Genomic DNA, 25,060 nt, shown 5'->3' on the forward strand with positions numbered 1-25,060 from the left:
ATCGGTTGTGCGCAACTTAATTGCGCGCTACGGTTCTGGACGTGACCGATGATCTGGTGCTGCGCCGGCAGGTGTGCTTCGCCCTCTATGCGGCGTCGCGCGCCATCACCGACGTCTACCGGCCCATCCTCGACGAGTTCGGGCTGACCTACCCGCAGTACCTGGTGCTGCTGGTGCTCTGGGAGCGCGGCGACGACGCCCCCACGGTCTCCGAGCTCGGCGCCGCGCTGCGGCTGGACTCCGGCACGCTCTCCCCGCTGCTCAAGCGGCTGGAGGCGGCGGGCCTGGTGGTCCGGACCCGCGCCGCGCGCGACGAGCGACGGGTGGAGGTGGGGCTGACCGCCGACGGTGCCGCCCTGCGGCAGCGGATGGACGAGGTGCCGCTGCGGGTCGCCCGGGCGACCGGCCTCACCGAGGCCGAGCTGGTCGGCCTCCGCGACACCCTCACCCGGGTCACCGAGACGATCCACCGACAGAAGGAGCAGTGATCCCCATGCAGGTGCTCTACACCGCCTCCGCGCAGGCCACCGGCGACGGCCGGGACGGCCACGTCCGCACCTCCGACGGCACCCTCGACCTGGACCTGGCGATCCCGAAGGAGATGGGCGGCGCGGGTGGCGCGGCCAACCCGGAGCAGCTCTTCGCCGCCGGTTACGCGGCCTGCTTCCACTCCGCGCTGCGGCTGGTGGCCCGCAAGGCCAAGGCCGACGTCAGCGGCTCCGTCGTCGACGCGCAGGTCGGCATCGGCCCAAACGGCAGCGGCGGCTTCGGCCTGACCGTCGCCCTCGTGGTGGACCTGCCGGGGATCGAGCGCACCGCCGCCGAGCAGCTGGTGGCCCAGGCTCACCAGGTCTGCCCCTACTCCAACGCGACCCGTGGCAACATCGAGGTCGCCCTCACCGTCCGCGAGGCCGCCGCGGCCTGAGCGCCCCCGCCGGCCCCCGACCATCGCGTACGAAAGGACGACAGCGTATGAGCACCAACCGTGAGATCCACCTGGCCTCCCGCCCGCAGGGCTGGCCGACCGCCGACAACTTCCGCCTCGTGGAGACCGAGGTGCCCACCCCGGGCCCCGGCCAGATCGTGGTCCGCAACCAGTTCATGTCGGTCGACCCGTACATGCGGGGCCGGATGAACGACGTGAAGTCGTACGTGCCGCCGTTCGCGCTCGACGCCCCGCTCGACGGCGGCGCGATCGGCGAGGTGGTGGCCGGCGAGGCGGACGGGATCGCCGTCGGTGACACCGTGCTGCACGGCCTCGGCTGGCGCGAGTACGCGCTGGTCGACGCCAAGGCCGCCCGCAAGGTCGACCCCTCCCTCGCCCCGGTCAGCGCCTACCTGAGCGTGCTCGGCATGACCGGCCTCACCGCGTACGCCGGGCTGCTGGACGTGGCCGCGATGAAGCCGGGGGAGACGGTCTTCGTCTCCGGCGCGGCCGGCGCGGTCGGCAGCATGGTCGGCCAGATCGCCAAGCTCAAGGGCGCCGGCCGGGTGGTCGGCAGCGCCGGCTCCAAGGCCAAGGTCGAGCGGCTCGAGGCGCTCGGCTTCGACGCCGCCTTCGACTACCACGACGGCCCGGTGAAGGACGCGCTGAAGGCCGCCGCCCCGGACGGCGTCGACGTCTACTTCGACAACGTCGGCGGCGAGCACCTGGAGGCCGCCATCGGTGCCATGAACGTGCACGGCCGGGCCGCCATCTGCGGCATGATCGCGCAGTACAACTCCACCGAGCCGCCGGCCGCGCCGCGCAACCTGGCGCTGGTCATCGGCAAGCGGCTCACCCTGCGCGGCTTCCTGGTCGGCGACCACGGCAACCTGCGCGACCAGTTCGTCGCCGACATGGCCGGCTGGCTGCGCGACGGCAAGCTGTCGTACGACGAGACCGTGATCGACGGCATCGAGAACGCCCCGGAGGCGTTCCTGGGCCTGATGCGCGGCGAGAACCTGGGCAAGATGCTCGTCCGCGTCTGAGCACACCCCCGTCGCGGCGGTGGCCGGCCTCACAGGTCGGTCACCGCCGCGTCGGCGTTGGATAGGCTCATCGCATGACGGTGGCGGTACGGGTGATCCCGTGTCTGGACGTGGACGCCGGGCGGGTGGTCAAGGGGGTCAACTTCCTCGACCTGCGGGACGCCGGTGACCCGGTGGAGCTGGCGGCGGCGTACGACCGGGCCGGCGCCGACGAGTTGACCTTCCTCGACGTGACCGCCTCCTCCAGCGACCGGGGCACCATGCTCGACGTGGTCCGCCGCACCGCCGAGTCGGTCTTCATCCCGCTCACCGTGGGCGGGGGCGTCCGCCAGGTGGCCGACGTCGACACGCTGCTGCGTGCCGGGGCGGACAAGGTCGGGGTGAACACCGCCGCGATCGCCCGCCCGGAGCTGATCGCCGAGATCGCCGACCGGTTCGGTCGCCAGGTGCTCGTCCTCTCCCTCGACGTACGACGGGCCCCGGCGGGGACGACGCCGAGCGGCTTCGAGGTGACCACCCACGGCGGTCGCCGGGGCACCGGCATCGACGCGGTCGAGTGGGCGGCCCGCGGCGCCGAGCTGGGCGCGGGGGAGATCCTGCTCAACTCGATGGACGCGGACGGCACCAAGGCCGGCTTCGACCTGGCGTTGATCGAGGCGGTCCGCGCGGTGGTCGACGTGCCGGTGATCGCCAGCGGCGGCGCCGGTCAGGTGGCGCACTTCCCGCCGGCGATCGGCGCGGGCGCGGACGCCGTCCTCGCGGCGAGCGTCTTCCACTTCGGCGAGCTGACCGTCGGCGAGGTCAAGGACGCGCTGCGCGTCGCCGGGCACCCCGTCCGCTGACCCCCGGTTCCGGAGCGGTCGGCTGCCCGGCCCGGCCAGTCGCACGACCCGCCTACGGGCCCGACGCGCTCAGCCGCGGCCGGAGTGGCCCTCGGGGGAACGGCGCGGGGACGGGATCGAGCGGACCACGTACTCCTGGACGGCGGCGGCGTGGTCGTCCTCGGCGAGACTCCACTCGGCGGTGCCGGGCTCGTGCCGGCGGCTGAGCACCCCCTGCACGGTGTCCACCGTGGTCGCCAGCCCGGCGCTCGGCCGGCTGCGCCAGAGCTGTTCGCCCTCGGGGGTGATCCGGAACCAGCCGTCGGAGACGCTGACCAGGCCGGCGCCGACGAGGCGCCGGACGGCCGTCTCCACCTCGTGGCGTTCGGGGATCGTCCGGTTGAGATGGTCGGCGGTGGAGAGCACGTCGGTCAGCCGCACCCCCTCGGGCCGCCGGGTCGACGCCGCCCGGCGGTGCCGACCGGCGCCGCTCGCGATCACCAGTGAGACGAAGATCCAGGCGTCGGTCCGCCGCCATCCGTTCTCCCCCATGCACGAATGATGCCCGCCCCCGGCGGTGGAGAAAACACCTACTTTTGAGGTGGAACATCAGCGCAGCTCAGCGCCGGTCTCCCCGGTCCCGTCCGGTGGCGACCGCCTCGCACACCGTCATTCCCCGGCGGTGCGGCCGTCGATCGTGGTGGTCAGGCGGTCTCGGCCGCGGGTGCGGTGGGGCGGAGCGCGACGGGCTCCGGTTCGGGGCGCGCCGCCACCGCGAAGATCGGGATGAAGAACTGGGCCAGCGGTCCGATGGCGAGCGCGTAGGCGACGGTGCCGATGCCGACCGTCCCGCCGAGCAGCCAGCCCAGCGCCAGCACGGTGACCTCGATGACGGTGCGGACCAGCCGCACCGAGCGGCCGGGGCGGCGGGCCACGTACCCGGTCATCAGGCCGTCGCGCGGGCCGGGGCCGAGTCGCGCGCCGAGATAGAGCCCGGTGGCGGCGCCGTTGGCGACGATCCCGACGACCAGCAGGCCGATCCGGACCGACCACGGGCTGTCGGCCGGCAGCAGGGCCACGGTGGCGTCGACGACCAGGCCGATCACCAGGACGTTGCTGATCGTGCCGAGGCCGGGGCGCTGCCGCAGCGGGATCCAGAGCAGCAGCACGACGGCGCCGACGGCGATGGTGACGGTGCCGAACGAGAATCCGGTCTGCCGGGCCAGCCCCTGGTGGAAGACGTCCCACGGGTCCAGGCCGAGTTCGGAACGGATCATCAGCGCCATGCTGACGCCGTACAGGACGAGGCCGGCGTAGAGCTGGGTCAACCGGCGGACTGGCCGGTACCGGAGATTGCCAATCGGTGCCATGCATGCCACCCTAGGTGCCAATCGCGGCGCTAGTTAAAGCCAATTTCGGAGGGGTGGCCATGACCAGTCAGGTACGTGGCGCTCAACTGGCTCGGCTGCTCGGCCAGTGGCACGCGCTCCCCGGCCGGCGGCGCAGCCCGGACTACGCCGCGCTCGCCGCCGCGGTCCGGGGGCTGCTCGCCGACGGCCGGCTCCCCCTGGGGGTACGCCTGCCGGCCGAGCGGGAACTGGCGGAGGCGCTGCGGATCAGCCGGACCACGGTCACCGCCGCGTACCGGGAGCTGCGGGAGAGCGGCCACCTGGCCAGCCGGCGGGGCGCCGGGAGCTGGACGATGCTGCCCGGCAACCACCGGATGGCCAGCACCGGCCTCTGGACCCCGCAGGACGACCGGGACATGATCGACCTCGGGGTCGCGGCGCTGGCCGCCCCGCCGGAACTCGTCCCGGCCGCCCGGGCCGCCACCGAGGACCTGCCGCGCTACCTGGGCGGGGCCGGCTACCACCCGACCGGGATCATCGAGCTGCGCGAGGCGATCGCCCGGGCGTACACCGAGCGGGGGTTGCCGACCAGTCCCGAGCAGATCATGGTGACCAGCGGCACCCAGCACGCGCTCGACCTGGTGCTGCGGCTGGCGCTGTCGCCCGGCGGCGGCGTGCTGGTCGAGTCGCCGACGTACCCCAACGCCCTGGCGGCGCTCGCCGCCCGCCGAGCCCGGATCACCACCCACGGCCTGGCCGCCGACGGCACCGGCTGGGACGCCGACCTGCTGCTGGGCAGCATCCGGCAGGGCCGGCCGAAGCTGGCCTACCTGATCCCCGAGTTCCAGAACCCGACCGGGCACCTGATGCCCACCGAGCTGCGCGAGCGGCTGGTCGGCGCGGCCCACGCCGCCGGCACCGACCTGGTGATCGACGAGTCCTTCGTGGACCTGCCGCTGGACGGCACCGCGCTGCCCCCGCCGGTCGCCACCTTCGACCGGCACTCCCGGGTGATCAGCATCGGCGGGATGAGCAAGCCCTACTGGGGTGGCCTGCGGATCGGCTGGGTACGCGCCTCCGCCCCGCAGGTGCAGCGGCTCGCCGCCGCCCGGGTCGGCGTCGACATGGCCAGCCCGGTGCTGGACCAGCTCGTCGCGGTGCACCTGCTGGCCGACGCCCCGGCCATCGTGGCCGCCCGCCGTGCCCAGCTCGCCACCCAGCGCGACGCGCTGATCGACGCGCTGACGTCCCGGCTGCCGGACTGGCGGGTCACCGTGCCGCGCGGCGGCGTCACCCTCTGGGTCGAGTTGGACGGGCCGATCTCCAGCGCGCTCGCCCGGGCCGCCGAGGAGGCCGGCGTACGGCTGGCGCCCGGACCCCGGTTCGGCCTGGACGGCACCCTGGAGCGCTTCCTGCGGCTGCCCTTCACGCTGCCGGCGGCGGACCTGGCGGAGGCCGTCGGTCGGCTCGCCGACGTCCGTTACGACCTGGACCGCGCGGGTCGCCCGCAGTGGCGGGAACCCTCGGTCATCGCCTGACGGTCCGGGGGCGCGCCGGACGACCGGAGGAGCCCGCCGCCGCGCGCCGGCTGGAAGACTGTCCGCCGTGACGGACGGTACGCGGCGGGCGCCGCGGATGCGGGTGATGACCGAGGGCTCCACGGTCACCCCGCTGGAGCTCTTCTTCGACCTGGTCTTCGTCTACGCGCTCACCCAGGTGACCGCGCTGATGGCCGGCGACCTCACCTGGCGCGGGCTCGGGCAGGGCCTGCTGGTGCTGGCCCTGCTCTGGTGGTGCTGGTGCTGCTACGCCTGGCTCGGCAACACCGTACGGGCCGACGAGGGCGTGGTGCGGGTGGTCCTCTTCGCGGTCATGGCCACCATGTTCGTGGTCGCGGTGACCATCCCGGAGGCGTTCGTCGACCTGCCCGGCGGGCTGCCCGGCCCGGTGGTCTTCGCCGGCTGCTACCTGGTGGTCCGGGTGCTGCACCTGGTGATCTACTGGCACGCCGCCCGGGGCGACGAGGGCCTGCGCCGGCAGGTGCTGCGCGCCGCGCTGCCGATGCTCGGCGGCGCCACCCTGCTCTTCACCGCCGCGCTGCTGCCGCAGCAGCTCAGCGACGACCCGCACCGGGTCGCCGTGATCCGCACCCTGCTCTGGGTGCTCGCCCTGGCGATCGACTACGGCGGCATCATGGCGATCGGGGCGCGCGGCTGGCGGCTCTTCTCGGCCTCGCACTGGACCGAACGGCACGGCCTGATCATCATCGTCGCGCTCGGGGAGTCCCTCGTCGCGATCGGCGTCGGGGTCACCGCGCTCCCCATCTCCTGGCCGATCATCGTGGCCGCCTTCCTCGGCGTGGCGGTCACCGCCGCGCTGTGGTGGGCGTACTTCGACGTGGTGGCGATCGCCGCCGAGCGGGTGCTGGCCCGCGCGGAGGGCGCCGAACGGGCCGCGCTGGGCCGGGACTCCTACACCTACCTGCACCTGCCGATGGTCGCCGGGATCATCCTGCTCGCGCTGGGCTTCAAGAAGGTCCTGGCGTACGTCGGGGACGACACCCACCACACCCTCGCCGACCCGCTGCACGGGCTGGGCCTGCTCGCCCTCTACGGCGGCGTGGTCATCTATCTCCTCGGCCACCTCGGCTTCCGGCTGCGCAACATGGGCTCGGTGAACTGGCCCCGGGTGGTGGCGATGGTGCTGCTGGTGGCGCTGCTGCCGGTGGCCGACCACCTGCCGGCGCTGGCCGCCCTCGGGCTGCTCGCCCTGGTCTGCGCCGGGATGGTGGCCGCCGAGGTGGTGCTCTTCGGGGCGTCCCGGCGGGCGCTGCGCGACGCCTTCCTCGACGAGCACGGGGCCGGGCCGGCGCCGGGGCGGTGACGGCGGCCGGGCCGATCCGCGGTGCGACGCCCCGGTGAGCTGGGAGACTGCGCGGGTGGGGAACGGCGGCGGCGGGGCCCGGTGGTCGCGGGGGGTGCAGCCGGGCGGGCCGGGATCCCGGACCACCCGGCTGGAACTCTTCTACGACCTGGTCTTCGTCTTCGCCTTCCTCACCGTCACCAGCATCACCGCCACCGTCCCCACCCCGGTCAACCTGTTCCGCTGCCTGCTGGTGCTGGCCCTGCTCTGGTGGTGCTGGACCGGCTTCGCCGGCCTGGGCAACGCGGTCCGCGCCGACCAGGGCGTCCTGCCGGTGGTCGGCGTCGTCACCGTGGCGGCCACCTTCCTGCTGACGCTGAGCATGCCGGGGGCCTTCGTCGACCGGCCCGGCGGACTGAACGGCCCGCTGACCTTCGCCACCTGCTATTTCCTGGTCCGCGCCGGGCAGCTCGCGATCTTCGGCTGGCTGGCCCGCGGCGACCCGGTCCGGCTGCGCCGGTGGCTGCTGCTGGCCGCCCTGCCCCTGGTCGCGACCGTCCTGCTGGCGGTCGCCGGGACGGTGCCGCAGCGGCTCGCCGACCGGCCGACGGCGATCGCCGTGCAGTTGGCGCTCTGGACCGCCGCCCTCGCCGTCGAGTACGGGGGCGGGATGACGCTGGGCGGCGCGTACTGGGTGGTGGTCTCGGCCGGGCACTGGGCGGAACGGCACGCCCTGATGGTGCTGGTGGCGCTCGGCGAGTCGATCATCGCGCTGGGGATCGGCCCGAAGTTCATCAGCGGGCTGCCGCTGACCTGGCCGGTGGTGATCGCCGCCGTGCTCGGCATCGCGATCACGGCGGTGCTCTGGTGGGCGTACTTCGACACCCTGGCCTTCGCGGTCGAGCAGGCCCTGCACCACACCCGCGAGCCGGCCGCGCGGGCCCGGATGGCCCGCGACGTCTACACCTGGCTGCACCTGCCGATGATCGCCGGGATCATCTTCTTCGCCCTCGGCATCAAGGACCTGCTGGCCGAGTCGGCGGCCCCGGACACCCCGCCCTGGGGCGAGCCGCTGGGCGGCTTCTGGATCGTCGTGCTCTACGGCGGCGTCGGGGTCTATCTGCTCGGTCTCGTCGCCTGCGCGCTGCGGGCGCTGCGGGTCGTGCACTGGCCGCTGCTGGTCGCGGTGGGGCTGCTCGCCCTGGTCGCGCCGGTGGCCGCCCGGCTGCCGGAGCTGGCGGCCCTGGTGCTGCTGGCGGTGCTCTGCCTGGCCGCGGTGGTCGCCGAGACGCTCAGCGAGGACGGCCGGCGGCGGCAGGTCCGCCAGCTCGCGCTGGAGGAGCAGCTCGCGGCCGAGGAGGAGCAGAGCCGCTGGCGACGGCAACACCTCTGACCGCCCGGTACGGCCGCACCCGCGCCGGGCGCGGCCGTACCGGGCGACGGACTACAGCTCGGCGAGGCTGCCGGCGTACATCTTGTCGATCTCCGCCGCGAAGTTGCTCTCCACGCCCCGGCGCTTGATCTTCAGCGAGGGGGTGACCTCACCGTGCTCGATGGTCAGGTCGCGGGGCAGGATGGTCACCTTCTTGATCGTCTCCCAGCGGTTGAGCCGACCGTTCAGCTCGGCCACGTACCCCTCGACCATGGCCTGCGCCTCGGCCGAGGCGACGATCTCGGCGTACGGCCGGCCCTCCAGCGGGCCGCCGGCCGCCCAGCCGATGATCGCGTCCGGGTCGAGGGTGACCAGCATGGTGCAGAAGTTGCGGGCCTGACCGATCACGATCGCCTGCGAGGTGTACGGGCAGATCGCCTTGAACATGCCCTCGATGTGCGACGGCGCGATGTACTTCCCGCCGGAGGTCTTGACCAGGTCCTTCTTCCGGTCGGTGATCCGCAGGAAGCCCTGGTCGTCGAGGCTGCCGATGTCCCCGGTGCGGAAGAAGCCGTCCTCGGTGAACGCGGCGGCCGTCTCCTCGGGCAGGTTGTGGTAGCCGCGCATCACCGGGCGGCCCCGGACCAGGATCTCCCCGTCGGTGTCGATCCGGCACTCCAGGTCGCCCATCGCCTGCCCGACCGTGCCGATCCGCAGCGCGTCCGGCCGGTTGACGAAGTTGCCGGCGCTGGTCTCGGTGAGGCCGTAGCCCTCGGAGATGGGCAGGTTGGCGGCGGCGAAGAAGGTGGCGATCTCCTGGCTCAGCGGGGCCGCGCCGGAGACCAGCACCCGGATCCGGCCGCCCAGCCGGGCCTGGAGCTTGCTGAAGACCAGCTTCTCCGCCAGGGCGTACTTCAGCTTCAGCCCGGCCGGGACCGGCTTGCCGGCCTGCTCCAGCGCGACCTTGGCGGTGCCGACCCGGACGCCCCAGGCGAAGATCTTCGCCTTGGCGCCGCCGGCGTCCCGGGCCGTGGTGACGGCCTTGTTGTAGACCTTCTCGAAGACCCGGGGCGCGCCGCACATCAGCGTCGGCCGCACCACGGCGAGCAGCTCGACCAGCTTGTCCACCCGCCCGTCGACGTACGTCGGCAGGCCGACGTGGGTGGCGCCGCAGAGCAGCGTCTTGCCGAACGAGTGGGACAGCGGGAGCCAGAGATACTGCAGGTCGTTGTCGCGCAGCAGGCCCACCTCGGCCTGCGCGACGCCCTCCCAGCACCAGCCGCCGTGCAGCAGCTCGACGCCCTTCGGGCGCCCGGTGGTGCCCGAGGTGTAGATCAGGGTGGCCAGGTGCTCCGGTCCGACCCCGGCGACCAGCATGTCGACCAGGTCCGGCTCGGCCGCCAGGGCCCGCGTCCCGCGCTCCTCCAGCTCGGCCAGGGTGAGCTGGGGGACCGTCGCGGCCGGGTCGGGGGCGCCGTCGAAGAGCACCACGTGGGTGAGCGCGGGCAGGTCGGCGCCGGCGATCTTCGCCGCCTGCGCCGGGTTCTCGGCGAAGAGCACCCGGGAGCCGGAGTCGGCGATGATGTAGGTCGCGTCCTCGGGTTCGGTGGTCGGGTAGACCGTGGTGGTCGCCCCGCCGGCACACATGATGCCGAAGTCGGCGATCACCCAGTCCAGCCGGGTGTTCGCCAGGATCGCCACCGGATCCTCCAGGCCGACACCGAGCCCGTGCAGTCCGGCGGCGACCGCCCGGGCGCGCTGCCCCACCTGCTCCCAGGTCAGCCAGACCGGGCCGGAGTCGTCCGGGGCCGGATGGGCGAACGCGTGGCGGTCGGGGGTCGCCGCCACGCGCTTGAGGAACATGTCCGGGATGGAACGGTACGGTACATCGAGAGCCATCGCTGTAGCCGCCTTCGAGGGTGGAGGCGTGACGGGGGTCACGTCGTTTTGCGGTTACCGAAGAGTATTGCCTGCACCCGGGGAGCGGCTAGTGCCGTCCGTCCCCTCCTCGGCCGTCCCGCCAGGTGGAACGGTTGCTCAGGCGTACCGGGCGGCGCGCAGCGACCAGTCGTAGGTGCCCCGGATCCAGTTGCGCCGGGCGGCCAGGAATCCGGCGGCGTCCGGGTCGCCGACGAGCGCCGCGTCCCCCTCGACGTACGCGGCGAGGGCGGTGTTGAACCGGGCGGCCGCCGTGCGCAGCGCCACCGCCTCGCCCGCGCCCGACTCCCGGGCGATCGAGGTGACCAGGTTCAGCGGATCCGCCCCGGTCCGGTGCTCCTTGCCGAAGGAGAAGATGTCGTTGCACCAGCAGACCAGGTCGGCGGCGAGCACGTCCAGGGCCGCCACCGCCGGCTCCGCGTGCCGACCGGGCCGGGCCGCCGGGCCGTACGCCAGGTCGGTGAGGGTGAACGCGGGCCGGGCGGCGCCGGTGTGCCGGCGCAGCTGGACGTACTCGGCGACCGCCGGGACCCGGTGGTGCTCCCGGTAACCCGCCTCCCACAGCAGCGCCAGCAGGTATTCCCGCAACTGGCTGACCAGGCGCAGCAGCAGCGCGGGGCAGCCGCAGGCGCGGGCCCGGCGGCAGATGTCGTCCAGTCCGGCGGCGAGCCCCCGGGTCGCCGGCGGCGTGCCCGGGCCGCCGTACCCGTCCAGCACGGCGAGCAGAGCCGCGACGGTGGGAGCCAGCCGGACCGGCGTGGCACCGAGACCGTCGTCGTCGCAGGCGTCGTCCATCACGAAGAGCCAGCCGATCAGGTCGGTCAGCAGCCGGAGCCGCTCCACCGGGCCGTCCGGGCAGGTCCGCCCGGCCAGTTCGGCGGCGGCGGCGCGGCGCAGCCGGCGCTCCCGTTCCGCCCCGGCGACCAGGCCCAGCGCCCGGGCCCAGGCCAGGCTCTCCCCGGCGACCCGGTCCGTCTCGGGGTGCCGGCGGGCCGGAAAGGGGGGTTCGTGCAGGGCCGAGACCGCGAAGCTCCGCATGGGTGCCCCCTGTCGCGCCGCCCCCGGGTGGGGCGGCGGGCAGTAGGTTACGGCAGTGGATATCGGCACACGTCACTGGGCGGAGGAAACTTCACTTTCTCCTGCTGACCGATCCGGCCCACCGCTCACAGGCCCAGCGGAGCCGTCCGCAGCCGCTCGGCGAGGGCGCCGGGCCCGTCGAGCTGCACCCGGGCCACCCGCTGCCGCCCGGAGAGGAAGAGCGTCAGCTCGCCCGGCGCGCCCACCACGCGCAGCCGCTCGCCGCCCCGGCCCACGGTCAGCTCGCCGTACCCCGGCGCCTGCACCAGCAGGTCCGCCGGGAAGCGGCGCAACGCCATCCGGGCCAGCAGCGCGGTGCGCTTCCAGAGCGTCGCCTGCAACCCCGCCGGCAGGTCCCGCGGCAACCAGCCGGGCCGGGCCCGCCGGACGTCCTCGTGGTGGATGAAGAACTCCATCGTGTTGGCCAGCTCGTCGGTGAGCGGGTTGCTCAGCGGACTCCACACCGGTGGCCGACGCACCCGCGCCACCAGCTCCGGATACGACCCGGCGGCCGTCCGGCGACGCACCGCCTCGCCGTAGCGGCGCAGCGGCGGCAGCAGGATGCCCCCGGCCGCGTCCGGGCGGCGCTCCCGGACGATCAGGTGCGCCGCGAGATCGCGGGTGGTCCACCCGTCGTCGATCGTCGGCGCGTCCGGTCCCAGTTCCAGCATCAGGTCGGCGAGCGCCTCGCGCTCCGACCGGGCGTACCGCGGCATGGGTCGATGGTAGGCGCGCCCACCCCCGCCCGCCTCCCGCGCGCCGACCGGCGGTACGACGTGACGGCGGACATATCCCCTCCGGGTCGGCGGAGCTGGCGTCGACCGGTAAGGATGAGGGGATACAACGTGACTTACGGCGGGGGAACTGCGTGGCGAGCGGGACAAGTCGGGACGTCCTCGGCAGAGGGCTGCGCGTGCTCGGTCAGGCGATCCGGGAACAGCCGCGGATCTTCACGGTCGCGGTGACCGGCAGCGTGCTCTTCGGCCTGATGGTGATCGCCAGCGCGTACGTCGTCGGCGCGGTCGTCGGTGACGTCGTGGTGCCGGCGGTCGCCCGCGGCTCGGTGGCGGTCGGCGCCCTGGCCCTGGCCGCGGCGGCGCTCTTCGGGATCAGCGTGCTGCGGGTGGTCGGCATCTTCGGCCGCCGGCTCGGCGCGGGCTACATGCAGTTCCGCCTCCAGGCCGCCTACCGCCGCCGGGTCACCCGCCGCTACCTGGACCTGCCGCTGGCCTGGCACCACCGCAACGCCACCGGCACCCTGCTCTCCAACGCCAACTCCGACGTCGAGGCCGCCTGGTACCCGATCGCGCCGCTGCCGTTCGCGGTGGGCACGCTGGTCATGCTGGTCGGCGCGGTCGTCTCGCTCTTCCTCACCGACTGGGCGCTCGCCCTGGTCGGGCTGGCCGTCTTCCCCGCCCTCTTCGCCCTCAACGTGGTCTACTCCCGCCGGATGGCGCCCCGCCAGGCCCGGGCCCAGCGGTTGCGGGCCGAGGTCAGCGGGATCGCCCACGAGAGCTTCGACGGCGCGCTGGTGGTCAAGACCATGGGCCGGGAGGCGCAGGAGACCGCCCGCTTCGCGTCCCGCGCCGGTGAGCTGCGCGACGCGCTGATCGCCGTCGGCAAGCTGCGCGGCGTCTTCGACCCGATGCTGGAGACCCTGCCCAGCCTCGGCACCCTGGCCGTGCTGGTGGTCGGCGCCTTCCGGCTGCGGCAGGGCGCGATCACCGTCACCGAGCTGGTCAGCGTCGCCTTCCTCTTCACCGTGCTGGCCTTCCCGGTCCGGGCCATCGGCTGGGTGCTGGCCGAGCTGCCGCGCAGCGTCGCCGGCTGGGACCGGGTGCGCCGGGTGCTCGACGCCACCGGCGAGATGCCGTACGGCGACGTGACGCTCGACCCGGCCGAGTCGGGGCCGGCCACCCTCGCCTTCCACGACGTCCACTTCGCGTACGAGCCGGCCGAGGCGCACCTGCCCGGCGCCGAGGTGCTCGGCGCGGTCGGCTTCACCGTGCCCGCCGGGAAGACCGTCGCCCTGGTCGGGCCGACCGGGGCCGGCAAGTCCACCATCGCCTCGCTCGCCGTCCGGCTGGTCGACCCCGACTCCGGCACGGTCACCCTGGACGGGCACGACGTCCGCGACCTCACCGCCGCCTCGCTCGCCTCGACCATCGCGCTGGTCGCCCAGGTGCCGTTCGTCTTCGACGACACCGTCCGGGCCAACATCGCCCTGGACCGCGCCGGGGTCGGCGACGACGAGGTCTGGGCGGCGCTGCGGCTGGCCGAGGCCGACGGTTTCGTCGCCGCGCTGCCCGACGGGCTGGACACCATGGTCGGTGAGCGGGGCACCTCGCTCTCCGGCGGGCAGCGGCAGCGGCTCACCCTGGCCCGGGCGCTCGCCGGCCGGCCCCGGCTGCTGGTGCTCGACGACGCCACCAGCGCCGTCGACCCGCGCGTCGAGGCGGCCATCCTGGCCGGCCTGCGCGCCCCGGCACAGGGCGGCGCCGCCGCGTCGATCCTGGTGGTCGCCTACCGGCGGGCCACCATCGCCCTCGCCGACGAGGTGATCTATGTCGAGCAGGGCCGGGTGATCGCCCGCGGCACCCACCCCGAGCTGCTCGCCACCGTGCCCGGCTACGCCGACCTGGTCACCGCGTACGAGCAGGCCGAGCAGGAACGCGAACAGACCCGCACGTACGAGGAGGTCACGCCGCTGACCTCCGGCCTGGAAGTCGAGGTTGACCGGTGACCACCACCACTGAGCCGGAGCAGGCCGCCGAGTCGACGTGGCGGACGCTGCGGCGGGGGCTGGCGCTCTCCCCGGAGCTGAAGACCGGGCTGGCCGGCACGCTCGGCCTGGCCCTGGTCTACATGGTGGGTCGGGTGGCGGTGCCGGTGGCCGTGCAGCGCGGCATCGACAACGGCCTGACCGCCCCGGGCGGCCCCGACATGGGGGTGGTCGGCACGGTCGCCGCGATCACCGCCGCCGTGCTGGTGGTCACCACCACCTGCGGCTACCTGATGATGCGGCGGCTCTTCACGGTCAGCGAGACCGCCCTCGCCGGGGTGCGGACCCGGGCGTTCCGGCACGTGCACGACCTGTCGATGCTGCACCAGCAGTCGGAGCGGCGCGGCTCGCTGGTCTCCCGGGTCACCAGCGACGTCGACCAGATCACCCAGTTCCTCCAGTGGGGTGGCGTGATCCTCATCGTCAACCTCGGCCAGCTGGTGGTCACCACGGCCGTCATGCTGGCGTACTCCTGGCAGTTGACCCTGGTGGTGCTCGGCGCGTTCGCCCCGGCGCTGCTGGTGATCCGGCTGCTCCAGCGCCGCCTCGCCGCCGCCTACGGCGTGGTCCGGCAGCGGATGGGCACGCTGCTCGGCACCATCGGGGAGAGCGTGGTGGGCGCGCCGGTGATCCGGGCGTACGGCATCGCCGGGCGGACCGCCCGGCGGCTGGACACGGCGATCGAGGCGCAGCGGCAGGCGCAGCAGCGGGCCATCCGGATCAGCATCGTCGGCAGCTCGGTGGGGGAGCTGGCGGCGGGTCTGGCGCTGGCCGGCGTGGTGGTGCTCGGGGTGCTCCTCGGCGTGGACGGCTCGCTCTCCATCGGCCAGCTCACCGCGTTCCTGTTCCTGGTGACCCTCTTCATCCAGCCGGTGCAGATCGCCACCGAGGTGCTCAACGAGGCGCAGAACGCCATCGCCGGCTGGCGCCGGGTGCTCGACGTGCTGGACGTCGCCCCCGACGTGGCCGACCCGGGCGAGCAGGGCCGGGAGCTGCCGCCGGGCCCGCTGGACATCCGCTTCGATCGCGTCACCTTCGCCTATCCGGGCGGCCCGCCGGTGCTGCACGACGTGCGGCTGGACATCCCGGCGAAGAGCCGGGTGGCGGTGGTCGGCGAGACCGGCAGCGGCAAGACCACCTTCGCCAAGCTGCTCACCCGGCTGATGGACCCGACCTCGGGCGACGTGCTGCTCTCCGGGGTGCCGCTGCGGGAGGTGCGCTTCGACTCGCTGCGGTCCCGGGTGGTGATGGTGCCGCAGGACGGCTTCCTCTTCGACGCCACCGTCGGGGAGAACGTCCGGTTCGCCCGGCCGGAGCTGACCGACGCGCAGCTCACCGCCGCCTTCACCGAGCTGGGTCTGGCCGACTGGCTGGAGGGCCTGCCGTCCGGGCTGGACACCCCGGTCGGCGAGCGTGGCGAGGCGCTGAGCGTGGGGGAGCGGCAGCTGGTCGCGCTGGCCCGGGCGTACGTCGCCGACCCGGACCTGTTGGTGCTCGACGAGGCGACCAGCGCCGTCGACCCGGCCACCGAGGTACGCCTCCAGCGCACCCTGGACGCGGTGACCCGGGGGCGGACCACCCTGGCCATCGCCCACCGGCTCTCCACCGCGCAGGCCGCCGACGAGGTGATCGTGGTGGACCGGGGCCGGATCGTGCAGCGCGGCCCGCACGACGAGCTGCTGCGGGATCCGGACTCGGTCTACGCCCTGCTCTACGCCTCCTGGCTGGAGCAGACCCGCTAGCGCGTCGACCCCCACTCCGGGTCCCGGCCGATGAAGCCCAGCAGCCGGCTCTGCGCGCCCGCGTCGTCCTGGACCGGGACCCGGGGACCGTACTGCCCGGAGGAGCGGATGAGCTGCTCCATCGGCTCCATGCCGGCCAGCAGCTGGGCGCAGAGGTCCGGGTCGAGGCGGTCGTCCTGGCCGGTGGCCCGGGCGAGGTCCCAGGTGTGCATGAACACGTCGGTCGTGTAGAACTGGTCGATCGCGCGGTCCAGCGGCAGCTCGCCGATGTGCGGGTTGGTGAGCCGCCGGTCGGCGGTGGCCGGGTCGTCGAGCAGCGCCTGCATGGCGTCGCACCGTCTCTGCCACGCGTCCACCGGGTCGTCGTCGACGGACGGGCCGGGCGGCAGTTCCACGCCGGAGCCGGCGCGCAGGAACGGCGGGAACCACTCGACGAGGTGGCGTACCACGTCGCGGGCGGTCCACCCGGCTACCGGTGCCGGCACCTCCCACGACCGGGTGCCCCGGACCCGGTCGGTGAAGCCCCGGGCGATCTGCCGGTGCCGTTCGGCGGGACGGTCAGGCAGCGTCACGGGTGATCAGCTCCTGCAGCTTGGCGTAGCCCTCGTTGACCCCGACCTCCATGCCGCTGCGGAGCCACGCGTCGCGGCCCTCGAAGCTGTCCACGAGGGACTGGGCGTGCAGCCGGGTGCGCCCGTCGCCGAGGTCCTCGAACCGCAGCGTCTCCAGGGCCACGCCGTCGGGGTCGCCCTCGTAGGTGAACGTCTGCACGATGCGGTCCGGCCGGATCTCGTGGAAGCAGCCGTGGAACGCGTGTTCCTCGCCGTCGCGGGAGGAGACGAACCGGAAGCTGCCGCCGGTGCGGGCGTCCCACTGGTCGATGCGCGTCGTCAGCGAGTTCGGCCCGACCCACTGCGCGAAGAGTCGGGGATCGGTGTGCGCCCGGAACAGTTGCTCGGGTGTGGCCGCGAAGTCTCGGGTCAGCCGGATGACCGGCACTGTCGGGTCCGCTTCGATCGTGGTCTCGGCCATGAGGTTCATGCCGCGCTCCCCTTCTGCTCGTCGTCGGTCGGTTGCTCGTTCAGCGCCGTCAGGACGGCGTCGAGGCGGCGGTAGCGCTCTTCGGCCTGCCGCCGGTAGCGCTCGATCCACTTCTCCATCAGGTCGAAGACCTCCGTCTCCAGCCGTACCGGTCGGGGCTGCGGACCGGGCAGGCGGCTGACCACCCCGGCGTCCTCGAGCACCTTGAGGTGCTTGTAGACCGCCTGGAGCGACATCTGGAAGGGCTCCGCGAGCTGGTTGACGGTCGCGTCGCCGGACGCGAGCCGGCTCACCATGTCGCGCCGGGTCGGGTCCGCGAGCGCGGCGAAGACCCGGGACAGCGTGTCGGCGGCCATCACCACCTGGCCTTTCAACTCATCGGTTGAGTCAGACCGTAGGCCGCGTCCGAGGATGCTGTCAACCACTGGGTTGAAAAAAGGGGAGCGGTCGAACGGGCAGGGGCCGCGCGGTCAGGCGGTCAGCTCGCCGGTGAGGTAGCGCTGCACGGTCGGGCCGATCGCTCCGACCAGGGTCTCCGGGTCGGCGGACGCGACCGGCTCCAGCCGGATCACGTAGCGCATCATGGCCAGGCCGGCGAGCTGGGTGCCGACCAGCGCGCCGCGCAGCGGCAGCTCGGCCGGGTCCAGGTCGAGTCGGTCGAGGACGCGGCGCAGCACCTGGGTGACCAGGAACTCGCGCAGCAGCCGGGCGCTCCACTCGTTGTTCACCGCCGAGCGGAGCACGGCGACCGCCGCCGTGCCGGCCGGGGAGTCCCACACCCCGAGGAAGGTGCGGACCAGCCGTTCACCCACCCCGTCGGCGCCCCCGGCCAGCACGCCCGACAGCAGCTCGGCCGGGTCGACGGGGATGTCGACGGTGGCCCGGAACAGCTCCTCCTTGGTGCCGAAGTAGTGGTGCACCAGGGCCGGGTCCACCCCGGCGGCGGTGGCGATGACGCGGATCGAGGCCGCGTCGAAGCCGCGCTCGGCGAAGGCCGTCCGCGCCGCCGCCAGGATCGACTCGCGGGTGTCCGGGTTGCCGGGCCGGCGGCCGGTCGGTCGGGCCCTCATCCGCTGCGCCGACGCAGCGTCGCCGCGGCGAGGACCAGCGCCGCCACGGCCGCCCCGGCCACGATCGCCACGTCGCGCCACATCGTCCCGGTCGGGTCCGCGTGCGCGCCGACCTCCTGCAACGCCTCGACCGCGTACGACAGGGGCAGCACGTCGCTGATCGCCTGGAGCCAGCCGGCCATCTCGCCGCGGGGCACGAAGAGCCCGCAGAGCAGCAGCTGGGGGAGGACGACCACCGGCATGAACTGGACGGCCTGGAACTCGGTACGGGCGAAGGCGCTGCACAGTAGCCCGAGCGCCACGGCCAGCACGGCGTTGACCGCCGCGATCATGACCACCAGCCAGCCGCTGCCCGCGGTGTCCAGGTCGAACAGTCGGTAGGCCACCACGGTGGCGATGCTCGCCTGCACTGCCCCGGCCAGCCCGAACGCGATGCCGTAGCCGAAGAGCAGGTCGAGCTTGGCCAGCGGGGTCGTGAGCAGCCGTTCCAGGGTGCCGCTGGTCCGCTCCCGCAGCATGGCGATGCTGGTCACCAGGAACATGATGATGAACGGGAAGAAGCCCAGCATGATCAGGGCGACCCGGTCGAAGACGGTGGGCTGCCCGGGCGGGGTGGGCTGGTCGACGTACATGAAGTAGACCAGGGTGAGCAGCACGGTCGGCACCACCACGAGCAGCGCGACGGTCCGCTTGTCGTGCCGCAGTTGGCGCAGGATGCGCCCGGTGGTCGCGACCAGGATGCGGGGGTTCATCGCTGCTCCTCCTGCCCGGCGTGCCCCTGGGCCGCCTCGTTGGCCCGGATCAGCCGCAGGAACGCCGCCTCCAGGTCGGTGACCCCGGTGGCGGCGCGTACGCCGTCGGGGGTGTCGTCGGCGATGAGCCGCCCGTCCCGGATCAGCAGCAGCCGGTCGCAGCGGGCCGCCTCGTCCATCACGTGGCTGGACACCAGCAGGGTCGTCCCGGCGGCCGCCATCTCGTGGAACCGGCTCCACAGGTCGGCCCGCAGCACCGGGTCCTGGCCGACGGTCGGCTCGTCGAGGACGACCAGTTCCGGCTCGCCGACCAGTGCGCAGGCCAGCGACGCCCGACTGCGCTGGCCGCCGGAGAGGGTACCGACGAGCTGGCCGGCCGCCTCGGCCAGCCCGACGTCGGCGACCGCCCGGTCGGCCTCGGCCCGGCCTCGACCGTGCAGGGCGGCGAAGTAGCGGGCGTTCTCCCGGACCGTCAGGTCGGCGTAGACGCTGGGGGCCTGGGTCAGGTAGCCGACGCGGTGCCGCAGCTGCGGGTCGCCGGCCGGTCGGCCGAGCACGGTGACCGTGCCCGAGGTGACCCGCTGCACGCCGACCAGCGCGCGCATCAGGGTGGTCTTGCCGCTGCCGCTCGGGCCGAGCAGCCCGGTGACCGCGCCGCGCGGCACCGCGCAGCTGATGCCGTGCAGCACCCGCCGTCGGCCCCGGTCGACGACCAGGTCGCGGACCACTGTCGCGTCCTCCATCGTCCCGCCTCTCAGAAACTCATCATCTGTTGAACTCAACGCTAGATGAGTTGTCCGTCCGCGCGCAACGGTTGACTTCGAGTGCCCTCGAACTGGAAGCCTGGGTGCGTGGACATCAGCACGCGGGAGATGAGCCTCACCGTCGGTGAGGCCGCGGAACGGGTCGGCCTGACCACCTACACGCTGCGCTGGTACGAGCAGGAGGGCCTGGTCGCCCCCGTCGGGCGGGACTCGGCCGGCCGACGGCGCTACACCGAGGGCGACGTCAACTGGCTGATGCTGCTCACCCGGCTGCGCCGGACCGGGATGCCGGTGCGGGACATGCGCCGCTACGCCGAGCTGGCCCGGCAGGGCGATCGCACGCTGGGCGCCCGGCGGGCGCTCTTCGAGGCGCACCGGGCCCGGGTACTGGGCCGGATGGCCGAACTGGAGGAGGACCTCAAAGTGCTCGACTACAAGATCGACGCGTACCGCAGGGCAGAGGAGGAGCAGGCATGATCCGGCGACGAGTGGGCGCGACCGGCCCGGAGGTCTCGGCGATCGGCCTGGGCTGCATGGGGATGAGCTTCGCGTACGGCACCGGTGACGACGCCGAGTCGACGCGGACCCTGCACCGGGCCCTCGACCTGGGCGTCAACCACCTGGACACCGCCGACATGTACGGCTTCGGCGCGAACGAGCGGCTGCTGGCCCCGGTCGTCCGGGCCCGCCGGGACGAGGTCTTCCTGGCCACCAAGTTCGGCAACCGCAGCTCCGGCGACCGCTTCGGCGGCACCGGCACCCCGGGCGCGTACGTGGACAGCAGCGCCGCCTGGGCCCGGGAGGCCTGTGACGCCTCGCTGAGCCGGCTCGGGGTGGAGACCATCGACCTGTACTACCTGCACCGGCGCGACCCGGCCACGCCGATCGAGGAGACCGTCGGCGCCCTGGCCGAGCTCGTGGCGGCCGGCAAGGTACGCCTGGTCGGGCTCTCCGAGGTCAGCCCGGCGACGCTGCGGGCCGCCCACGCGGTGCACCCGATCGCCGCCGTGCAGATGGAGTACTCCCTGTTCAGCCGGGACGTCGAGGGTGAGATGCTCGCGACCTGCCGGGAGCTGGGGGTGTCGCTGGTGGCGTACTCGCCGGTGGGCCGGGGGCTGCTCACCGGGGCGATCACCAGCCGCGAGCAGCTCGCCGAGGACGACTGGCGCAAGAACGTGCCGCGTTTCGCCGAGGAGAACCTGGACGCCAACCTGCGGCTCGTCGAGGCGGTCCGGGCGGTGGCGGCGGAGATCGGCTGCACCCCGGCCCAGGCGGCGCTCGCCTGGCTGCTGGCCCAGGGCGACGACATCCTGCCGATCCCCGGCACCAAGCGGGTGCGATACCTGGAGGAGAACGCGGCGGCGGCCGACATCCGCCTCGACCCGGAGCAGCTGGCCCGGCTCCGGGAGGCCGTACCGGCCGGCGCGGTGGCCGGGGAAAGGTACACCGAGGCAGGAATGCGAACCGTCGGGCACTAGCCTTGCCATCGGACACCCGGTCCGCCAACGGTCATTGCGCCGGAGATCGGGCATCCGGCACGATGGCCCGGTGGGTCCCGCTCCGTTGCCCGAGACCGGTTTCCTCGACGACTGGGCCGCCCGCCTGCGGCAGGCCGCCGACCGTCCCGTCGTCGGGATCATGCTGCGCGGCAGTCACGCCCGACGGGGCGCCACCGAACACAGCGACGTCGACCTCGACGTGCTCGTCGCCGCCGACGACCCACCCGCCGCCCCGGCACCCGGGGCGGCGGGCCGGCCGTCGACCGCACCACCCTCGGCCGGGTCGACCAGCCGGCCGTACGCCGTCCGCCGGGCCTTCCTCGCCGAGTTCGAGGGCCGGCTGGTGCACGTCTCGGTGGCCGCCCGCGACGTCCGCTCCTGGGTGCACCGGCTCGGCGAGCCGGCGGACTGGGCGTTCGGGCTGCCGGTGACCGCGCCCGCCCGGCTGATCTGGGCGGTCCCCGAGTGGCGACGCCGGATCGACCTGCCGGTGCTCTGTCAGCCCGCGGACGAGCCCCGGCTGGAGGAGCTGATCGCCACCCTGGGCAAGGTCGCCGGGGCGCGCTGGGCCGACGACCCGGTCGGGGTCCGGCTGGCCGCCGCCGACCTGGCCCGGCTCTGCCCGTCGGTGCTGCGGCTGGCCAACCCGTCGGTCCGGGTGGTCTCCCGCCGGGCCGCCTTCGCGGCGGCCCTGGACCTGCCCGTCGCCCCGCCCGGCTACCGCGACGACATGCTGCTCTGCCTCGGGCTGCGCCCCGGCTCCACCGGCCAGGTGGTGGCCGCCGCCGCCCGCCTGGTCACCGGGACCGTCCCGCTGATCCGCCCGTACGCCGGTCAGCTCGCCGAGACGGTCGGCGCCGACCTGGCGGAGGCGCTGCTCGACGGCCGGCTCGACCGCTACCTGGCCCAGCTCACCCGCTCCGTGGAGCGCACCGCGCCCGCGGGTCGGGACACGTCGCCGGTGCCCACCCCGCGTACGGGAGAATGGCTGACTGTGTCCCCATCCGACGCGCCGCTGACCGGCGCCCCCACCAGCTCCGGCGAGCCACCGGCCCCCGGTCCGGCCCGCCCGTCCCGGCTCGACCCGGCGATCGCCGCCCGGCTGCGCCGTACGCCCGACGGCCTGGTGGCCGCGGTGGTGCGCCAGCACGACTCGGGCGAGGTGCTGATGGTCGCCTGGATGGACGACGAGGCGCTGCACCGCACCCTGACCACCGGCCGGGCCACCTACTGGTCGCGCAGCCGCCAGGAGTACTGGGTCAAGGGCGCCACCTCCGGCCACCACCAGCACGTCCGCTCGGTCGCCGTCGACTGCGACGGGGACGCGCTGCTGGTCAGCGTCGACCAGGTCGGCGCGGCCTGCCACACCGGCCACCGGACCTGCTTCTTCACCGAGCTGCCGGTCACCTCGCCCGAGGCGGCGTCATGACCGACGGCACGGTCAGCCCCGACCAGGGCGCCTTCACCGAGCTGGCGGCCCGCTGGCGGGTCGTCCCGGTGACCCGCCGACTGCTCGCCGACGCGGAGACCCCGGTCGGCGTCTACCGCAAGCTCGCCGGCGGACCGGGCACCTTCCTGCTGGAGTCGGCCGAGCAGGGCGTCGGCTCGGCCGGGATGGCCTGGTCCCGCTACTCCTTCATCGGCGTCCGCAGCAGCGCCACGCTCACCGAGCGGGACGGCGCCGCCGTCTGGACCGGCGAGCCGCCCGCCGGGGTGCCGGCCACCGGTGACCCGGTCCGGGTGCTGCGCGAGACGGTCACCGCGCTGGCCGGTCCGGCCTGGGACCCGGCCAGCGGGATGCCGCCGCTGACCGGCGGCATGGTCGGCTTCCTGGGGTACGACCTCATCCGCCGCTTCGAGCGGCTGCCCGAGCTGACCGACGACGACCTCGGCGTCCCCGAGCTGGGCATGATGCTCGCCACCGACCTGGTGGTGCTCGACCACTACGACGGCTCGGCGATCCTCGTCGCCAACGCGGTGCTGCCGCCGCCGGACGCGCCGGGGCGGGACGCGCTGGTCGCGGCGGCGTACCACCACGCGGTGGGGCGGCTGGACGCGATGACCACCGCGCTGTCCCGACCGATTCCGCCCATGATCTCCACCGTCGGCCGGCCCGCCGTCGGCGAGGTGACCAGCCGGACCCCCGACGGCGGCTACCCGAAGGCGGTCGAGGCGGCCAAGGAGGCGATCCGGGCCGGCGAGTGCTTCCAGATCGTCCTGGCCCAGCGGTTCGAACGGCCGACCCACGCCGACCCGCTCGACGTCTACCGGGTGCTGCGCACCACCAACCCCAGCCCCTACATGTACCTGCTGCGCTTCGACGGCTTCGACATCGTCGGGTCGTCCCCGGAGGCGCACCTGAAGGTGAACACCGCGGCCGACGGCCGGCGGCGCGCGCTGCTGCACCCGATCGCCGGGACCCGGCCCCGCGGCGGCACCCCGGCCGCCGACGCCCGGCTCGCCGCCGAGCTGCTCAGCGATCCCAAGGAGCGCTCCGAGCACGTGATGCTGGTCGACCTGGGCCGCAACGACCTGGGCCGGGTCTGCCGCCCCGGCACCGTCGAGGTGCCGGAGTTCGCCACCATCGAGCGGTACAGCCACGTCATGCACATCGTCTCGACCGTGGTGGGCGAGCTGCGGGAGGACTGCACCGCCTTCGACGCGCTCGCCGCCACCTTCCCGGCCGGCACCCTCTCCGGCGCGCCGAAGGTCCGGGCCATGGAGATCATCGAGGAGCTGGAGCCGGTCCGGCGCGGCCTCTACGGCGGCACCGTCGGCTACTTCGGCTTCGGCGGCGACCTGGACATGGCGATCGCGATCCGGACCGCGCTGATCCGCGACGGGCGGGCGTACGTGCAGGCCGGGGCGGGCGTGGTGGCCGATTCCGATCCGGCCGCCGAGGACCAGGAGACCCGGAACAAGGCCGCCGCGGTGCTCGCCGCGATCGCCGCCGCCGAGACCCTCCGGCCGGCCCGGTGAGCGACCCGACCCCACCCACCGACCCGACGCCGTCCGCCGACCCGATCCGGCCCGTCGAGCCGCCGGTAGCGGAGACGTCGCGGACCGAGGGGTCGGCCGGCGCGTCGTCCGCGCGGGGGCGGCGCGAGCTGACGTACGCCGTGCTGTGCTGCCTGGCCGGCGCGGGCCTGGCCTGCTGGGCGGCGACCCGGACCTGGTCGGTGGAGCTGATCCCGCGCGGCGCGCTGCCGCCGTCGCGGCAGGTCCGCACCGGCACCGACCTGCTGCCCTGGCTCTTCCCGCTGGCGCTGGTCGCGCTCGCCGGTGGCGGCGCGGTGCTGGCCACCCGGGGGCGCGTCCGGCGGCTGCTGGGCGGTCTGCTGACGCTGCTCGGGCTGGCCGTCGCGGCCGGCGGCGGCTACGGCCTCACCGCCGACTTCGGCGGCCAGGTGAGCCGGCAGTGGCCGGCGCTCTGCCTGCTGGGTGGGCTGGTCGCGGCGGCCGGTGGCCTGCTCACCGCGCTACGCGGCGGCGGCTGGCCGGCGATGGGTGCCCGCTACGAGCGCCCGGCCGCGACGGCGGAACAGCCCGCCACGGCCGGTCCGGCGGTCGGCCGGGGCACCCGCGACGCGTGGGACGCGCTGGACCGGGGTGAGGACCCGACGGTCAGCTGACCGGCTGGCCGGTGCGGGCCTCGCGGCGGTCCCGGGCGGCGGCCCGGGCGGCGGCCAGCTCGGCGACCAGACGCTCCAGCTCGGCGCGCTGCTCGGCGCGGGCCCGGTCGGCGCAGACCGCCTCCCAGGCGTTGCCGCGGGCGGTACGCGTCCGGCCCTCGCCGACGACGGCGCGTTCGAGGGTGTGCACCATGCCGACCGCGAGCGAGGCGACGGTCCGGGAGATGGTGGTGAGTCCGATGCTCTGGTTCGGGCTGATGGTGCTCATGGTCACCCCGCACGGGATCGTGGGCGAAGGGTCGGCAGGCGCCTCATCGAGTCTGCCCGAGGAAGATGCTGCCGGGCTCACGTTTCGCCGTCGTGAAGCGCAGGTCAACTCTCCTGCGGC

Annotated in this window: 26 protein-coding genes and 1 pseudogene; 15 read left to right on the forward strand and 12 right to left on the reverse strand. The window is 74.2% G+C overall.

Features of this window, described 5'->3' with window-relative positions:
• The first annotated feature begins 41 nt into the window (after positions 1 to 41).
• The 4 genes from ABUL08_RS02425 (at position 42) to hisF (ending at position 2,813) form a co-directional block, all read left to right on the forward strand.
• Complete coding sequence (locus ABUL08_RS02425; protein WP_350934071.1) at positions 42 to 488, forward strand: MarR family winged helix-turn-helix transcriptional regulator; 447 nt, start codon at positions 42 to 44, stop codon at positions 486 to 488.
• 5 nt (positions 489 to 493) lie between these two features.
• On the forward strand, positions 494 to 925 hold the full coding sequence (locus tag ABUL08_RS02430; RefSeq protein ID WP_350934073.1) for an organic hydroperoxide resistance protein: 432 nt from the start codon (positions 494 to 496) through the stop codon (positions 923 to 925).
• A gap of 47 nt (positions 926 to 972) precedes the next feature.
• Positions 973 to 1,971 carry an NADP-dependent oxidoreductase gene (locus ABUL08_RS02435; protein WP_350934075.1) on the forward strand — a complete coding sequence of 333 codons (999 nt, stop codon included), beginning with the start codon at positions 973 to 975 and terminating at the stop codon, positions 1,969 to 1,971.
• A 74-nt stretch (positions 1,972 to 2,045) separates the two neighbouring features.
• A complete protein-coding gene (gene hisF / locus ABUL08_RS02440) occupies positions 2,046 to 2,813 on the forward strand; it encodes an imidazole glycerol phosphate synthase subunit HisF (RefSeq protein WP_242792851.1) in 768 nt (255 codons plus the stop codon).
• Positions 2,814 to 2,882: 69 nt separating this feature from the next.
• Here hisF and ABUL08_RS02445 read toward each other — a convergent pair whose 3' ends face one another.
• Together ABUL08_RS02445 and yczE are read right to left on the reverse strand one after the other, a co-directional pair.
• Positions 2,883 to 3,344 (reverse strand): hypothetical protein, encoded by a 462-nt coding sequence (locus ABUL08_RS02445; protein WP_350934077.1) that lies wholly within the window; start codon positions 3,342 to 3,344, stop codon positions 2,883 to 2,885.
• Positions 3,345 to 3,496: 152 nt separating this feature from the next.
• A complete protein-coding gene (gene yczE / locus ABUL08_RS02450; RefSeq protein WP_350934078.1) occupies positions 3,497 to 4,162 on the reverse strand; it encodes a membrane protein YczE in 666 nt (221 codons plus the stop codon).
• Between the two features lie 59 nt (positions 4,163 to 4,221).
• Between yczE and yczR the strand changes: the two genes are divergently transcribed.
• The 3 genes from yczR to ABUL08_RS02465 all read left to right on the forward strand — a co-directional run bounded on the left by yczR (position 4,222) and on the right by ABUL08_RS02465 (position 8,396).
• Entirely contained in the window at positions 4,222 to 5,679 is a 1,458-nt protein-coding gene (gene yczR, locus ABUL08_RS02455; protein ID WP_350934081.1) for a MocR-like transcription factor YczR, read from the forward strand.
• 67 nt (positions 5,680 to 5,746) lie between these two features.
• Entirely contained in the window at positions 5,747 to 7,024 is a 1,278-nt protein-coding gene (locus ABUL08_RS02460) for a low temperature requirement protein A (protein WP_350934083.1), read from the forward strand.
• A gap of 34 nt (positions 7,025 to 7,058) precedes the next feature.
• The gene (locus ABUL08_RS02465; protein WP_350934085.1) at positions 7,059 to 8,396 is read left to right on the forward strand and encodes a low temperature requirement protein A; all 1,338 of its coding nucleotides are present in this window, start codon (positions 7,059 to 7,061) and stop codon (positions 8,394 to 8,396) included.
• Between the two features lie 51 nt (positions 8,397 to 8,447).
• On the opposite strand, the gene ABUL08_RS02470 is transcribed toward ABUL08_RS02465, so the two are convergent.
• The 3 genes from ABUL08_RS02470 to ABUL08_RS02480 form a co-directional block, all read right to left on the reverse strand.
• Complete coding sequence (locus tag ABUL08_RS02470; protein WP_350934087.1) at positions 8,448 to 10,274, reverse strand: AMP-dependent synthetase/ligase; 1,827 nt, start codon at positions 10,272 to 10,274, stop codon at positions 8,448 to 8,450.
• Between the two features lie 138 nt (positions 10,275 to 10,412).
• Entirely contained in the window at positions 10,413 to 11,351 is a 939-nt protein-coding gene (locus ABUL08_RS02475) for a terpene synthase family protein (RefSeq protein ID WP_350934090.1), read from the reverse strand.
• A 125-nt stretch (positions 11,352 to 11,476) separates the two neighbouring features.
• A complete protein-coding gene (locus ABUL08_RS02480; protein WP_350934091.1) occupies positions 11,477 to 12,106 on the reverse strand; it encodes a TIGR03085 family metal-binding protein in 630 nt (209 codons plus the stop codon).
• A gap of 152 nt (positions 12,107 to 12,258) precedes the next feature.
• Between ABUL08_RS02480 and ABUL08_RS02485 the strand changes: the two genes are divergently transcribed.
• Together ABUL08_RS02485 and ABUL08_RS02490 are read left to right on the forward strand one after the other, a co-directional pair.
• The gene (locus ABUL08_RS02485; protein WP_350934093.1) at positions 12,259 to 14,133 is read left to right on the forward strand and encodes an ABC transporter ATP-binding protein; all 1,875 of its coding nucleotides are present in this window, start codon (positions 12,259 to 12,261) and stop codon (positions 14,131 to 14,133) included.
• On the forward strand, positions 14,130 to 15,914 hold the full coding sequence (locus ABUL08_RS02490; RefSeq protein WP_350934095.1) for an ABC transporter ATP-binding protein: 1,785 nt from the start codon (positions 14,130 to 14,132) through the stop codon (positions 15,912 to 15,914). The genes ABUL08_RS02485 and ABUL08_RS02490 overlap by 4 nt, the downstream gene beginning before the upstream one ends.
• Here ABUL08_RS02490 and ABUL08_RS02495 read toward each other — a convergent pair.
• The 6 genes from ABUL08_RS02495 to ABUL08_RS02520 form a co-directional block, all read right to left on the reverse strand.
• Positions 15,911 to 16,486 (reverse strand): TIGR03086 family metal-binding protein, encoded by a 576-nt coding sequence (locus ABUL08_RS02495; RefSeq protein ID WP_350934096.1) that lies wholly within the window; start codon positions 16,484 to 16,486, stop codon positions 15,911 to 15,913. The genes ABUL08_RS02490 and ABUL08_RS02495 overlap by 4 nt on opposite strands.
• Positions 16,473 to 16,955, reverse strand: a complete 483-nt coding sequence (locus ABUL08_RS02500) for an SRPBCC family protein (RefSeq protein ID WP_350934098.1) — start codon at positions 16,953 to 16,955, stop codon at positions 16,473 to 16,475. Before ABUL08_RS02500 ends, ABUL08_RS02495 begins: the two co-directional genes overlap by 14 nt.
• Positions 16,952 to 17,311, reverse strand: a complete 360-nt coding sequence (locus ABUL08_RS02505; protein ID WP_350934100.1) for an ArsR/SmtB family transcription factor — start codon at positions 17,309 to 17,311, stop codon at positions 16,952 to 16,954. The genes ABUL08_RS02500 and ABUL08_RS02505 overlap by 4 nt, the downstream gene beginning before the upstream one ends.
• Before the next feature lie 114 nt (positions 17,312 to 17,425).
• Complete coding sequence (locus tag ABUL08_RS02510) at positions 17,426 to 18,025, reverse strand: TetR/AcrR family transcriptional regulator (protein WP_350934102.1); 600 nt, start codon at positions 18,023 to 18,025, stop codon at positions 17,426 to 17,428.
• Positions 18,022 to 18,777: an ABC transporter permease gene (locus ABUL08_RS02515; protein ID WP_350934104.1), complete on the reverse strand. Its 756-nt coding sequence runs from the start codon at positions 18,775 to 18,777 to the stop codon at positions 18,022 to 18,024. The genes ABUL08_RS02510 and ABUL08_RS02515 overlap by 4 nt, the downstream gene beginning before the upstream one ends.
• Positions 18,774 to 19,520, reverse strand: coding sequence for an ABC transporter ATP-binding protein (locus ABUL08_RS02520; protein ID WP_350934105.1), 747 nt, complete (start codon positions 19,518 to 19,520; stop codon positions 18,774 to 18,776). Before ABUL08_RS02520 ends, ABUL08_RS02515 begins: the two co-directional genes overlap by 4 nt.
• A 108-nt stretch (positions 19,521 to 19,628) precedes the next feature.
• Between ABUL08_RS02520 and ABUL08_RS02525 the strand changes: the two genes are divergently transcribed.
• The 6 genes and pseudogenes from ABUL08_RS02525 (at position 19,629) to ABUL08_RS02550 (ending at position 24,672) form a co-directional block, all read left to right on the forward strand.
• On the forward strand, positions 19,629 to 20,018 hold the full coding sequence (locus ABUL08_RS02525) for a MerR family transcriptional regulator (protein ID WP_350934107.1): 390 nt from the start codon (positions 19,629 to 19,631) through the stop codon (positions 20,016 to 20,018).
• Positions 20,015 to 21,019 carry an aldo/keto reductase gene (locus ABUL08_RS02530; protein ID WP_350934109.1) on the forward strand — a complete coding sequence of 335 codons (1,005 nt, stop codon included), beginning with the start codon at positions 20,015 to 20,017 and terminating at the stop codon, positions 21,017 to 21,019. The genes ABUL08_RS02525 and ABUL08_RS02530 overlap by 4 nt, the downstream gene beginning before the upstream one ends.
• Positions 21,020 to 21,179: 160 nt before the next feature.
• Positions 21,180 to 21,854 (forward strand): annotated as a pseudogene (locus ABUL08_RS02535) (phosphoribosyl-AMP cyclohydrolase); the annotation flags it as partial.
• 180 nt (positions 21,855 to 22,034) lie between these two features.
• Positions 22,035 to 22,469 carry a phosphoribosyl-AMP cyclohydrolase gene (hisI, locus tag ABUL08_RS02540; protein WP_350938451.1) on the forward strand — a complete coding sequence of 145 codons (435 nt, stop codon included), beginning with the start codon at positions 22,035 to 22,037 and terminating at the stop codon, positions 22,467 to 22,469.
• On the forward strand, positions 22,466 to 24,019 hold the full coding sequence (locus ABUL08_RS02545) for an anthranilate synthase component I (protein WP_350934111.1): 1,554 nt from the start codon (positions 22,466 to 22,468) through the stop codon (positions 24,017 to 24,019). The genes hisI and ABUL08_RS02545 overlap by 4 nt, the downstream gene beginning before the upstream one ends.
• 44 nt (positions 24,020 to 24,063) lie before the next feature.
• On the forward strand, positions 24,064 to 24,672 hold the full coding sequence (locus ABUL08_RS02550) for a Trp biosynthesis-associated membrane protein (RefSeq protein ID WP_377522856.1): 609 nt from the start codon (positions 24,064 to 24,066) through the stop codon (positions 24,670 to 24,672).
• Here the strand turns inward: ABUL08_RS02550 and ABUL08_RS02555 are convergent.
• Positions 24,665 to 24,940, reverse strand: coding sequence for a hypothetical protein (locus tag ABUL08_RS02555; RefSeq protein ID WP_350938455.1), 276 nt, complete (start codon positions 24,938 to 24,940; stop codon positions 24,665 to 24,667). The two genes, ABUL08_RS02550 and ABUL08_RS02555, sit on opposite strands and share 8 nt — an antisense overlap.
• Positions 24,941 to 25,060: the final 120 nt, after the last annotated feature.

The sequence above is a fragment of the Micromonospora sp. CCTCC AA 2012012 genome, from assembly GCF_040499845.1.
GTDB lineage: Bacteria > Actinomycetota > Actinomycetes > Mycobacteriales > Micromonosporaceae > Micromonospora > Micromonospora mangrovi.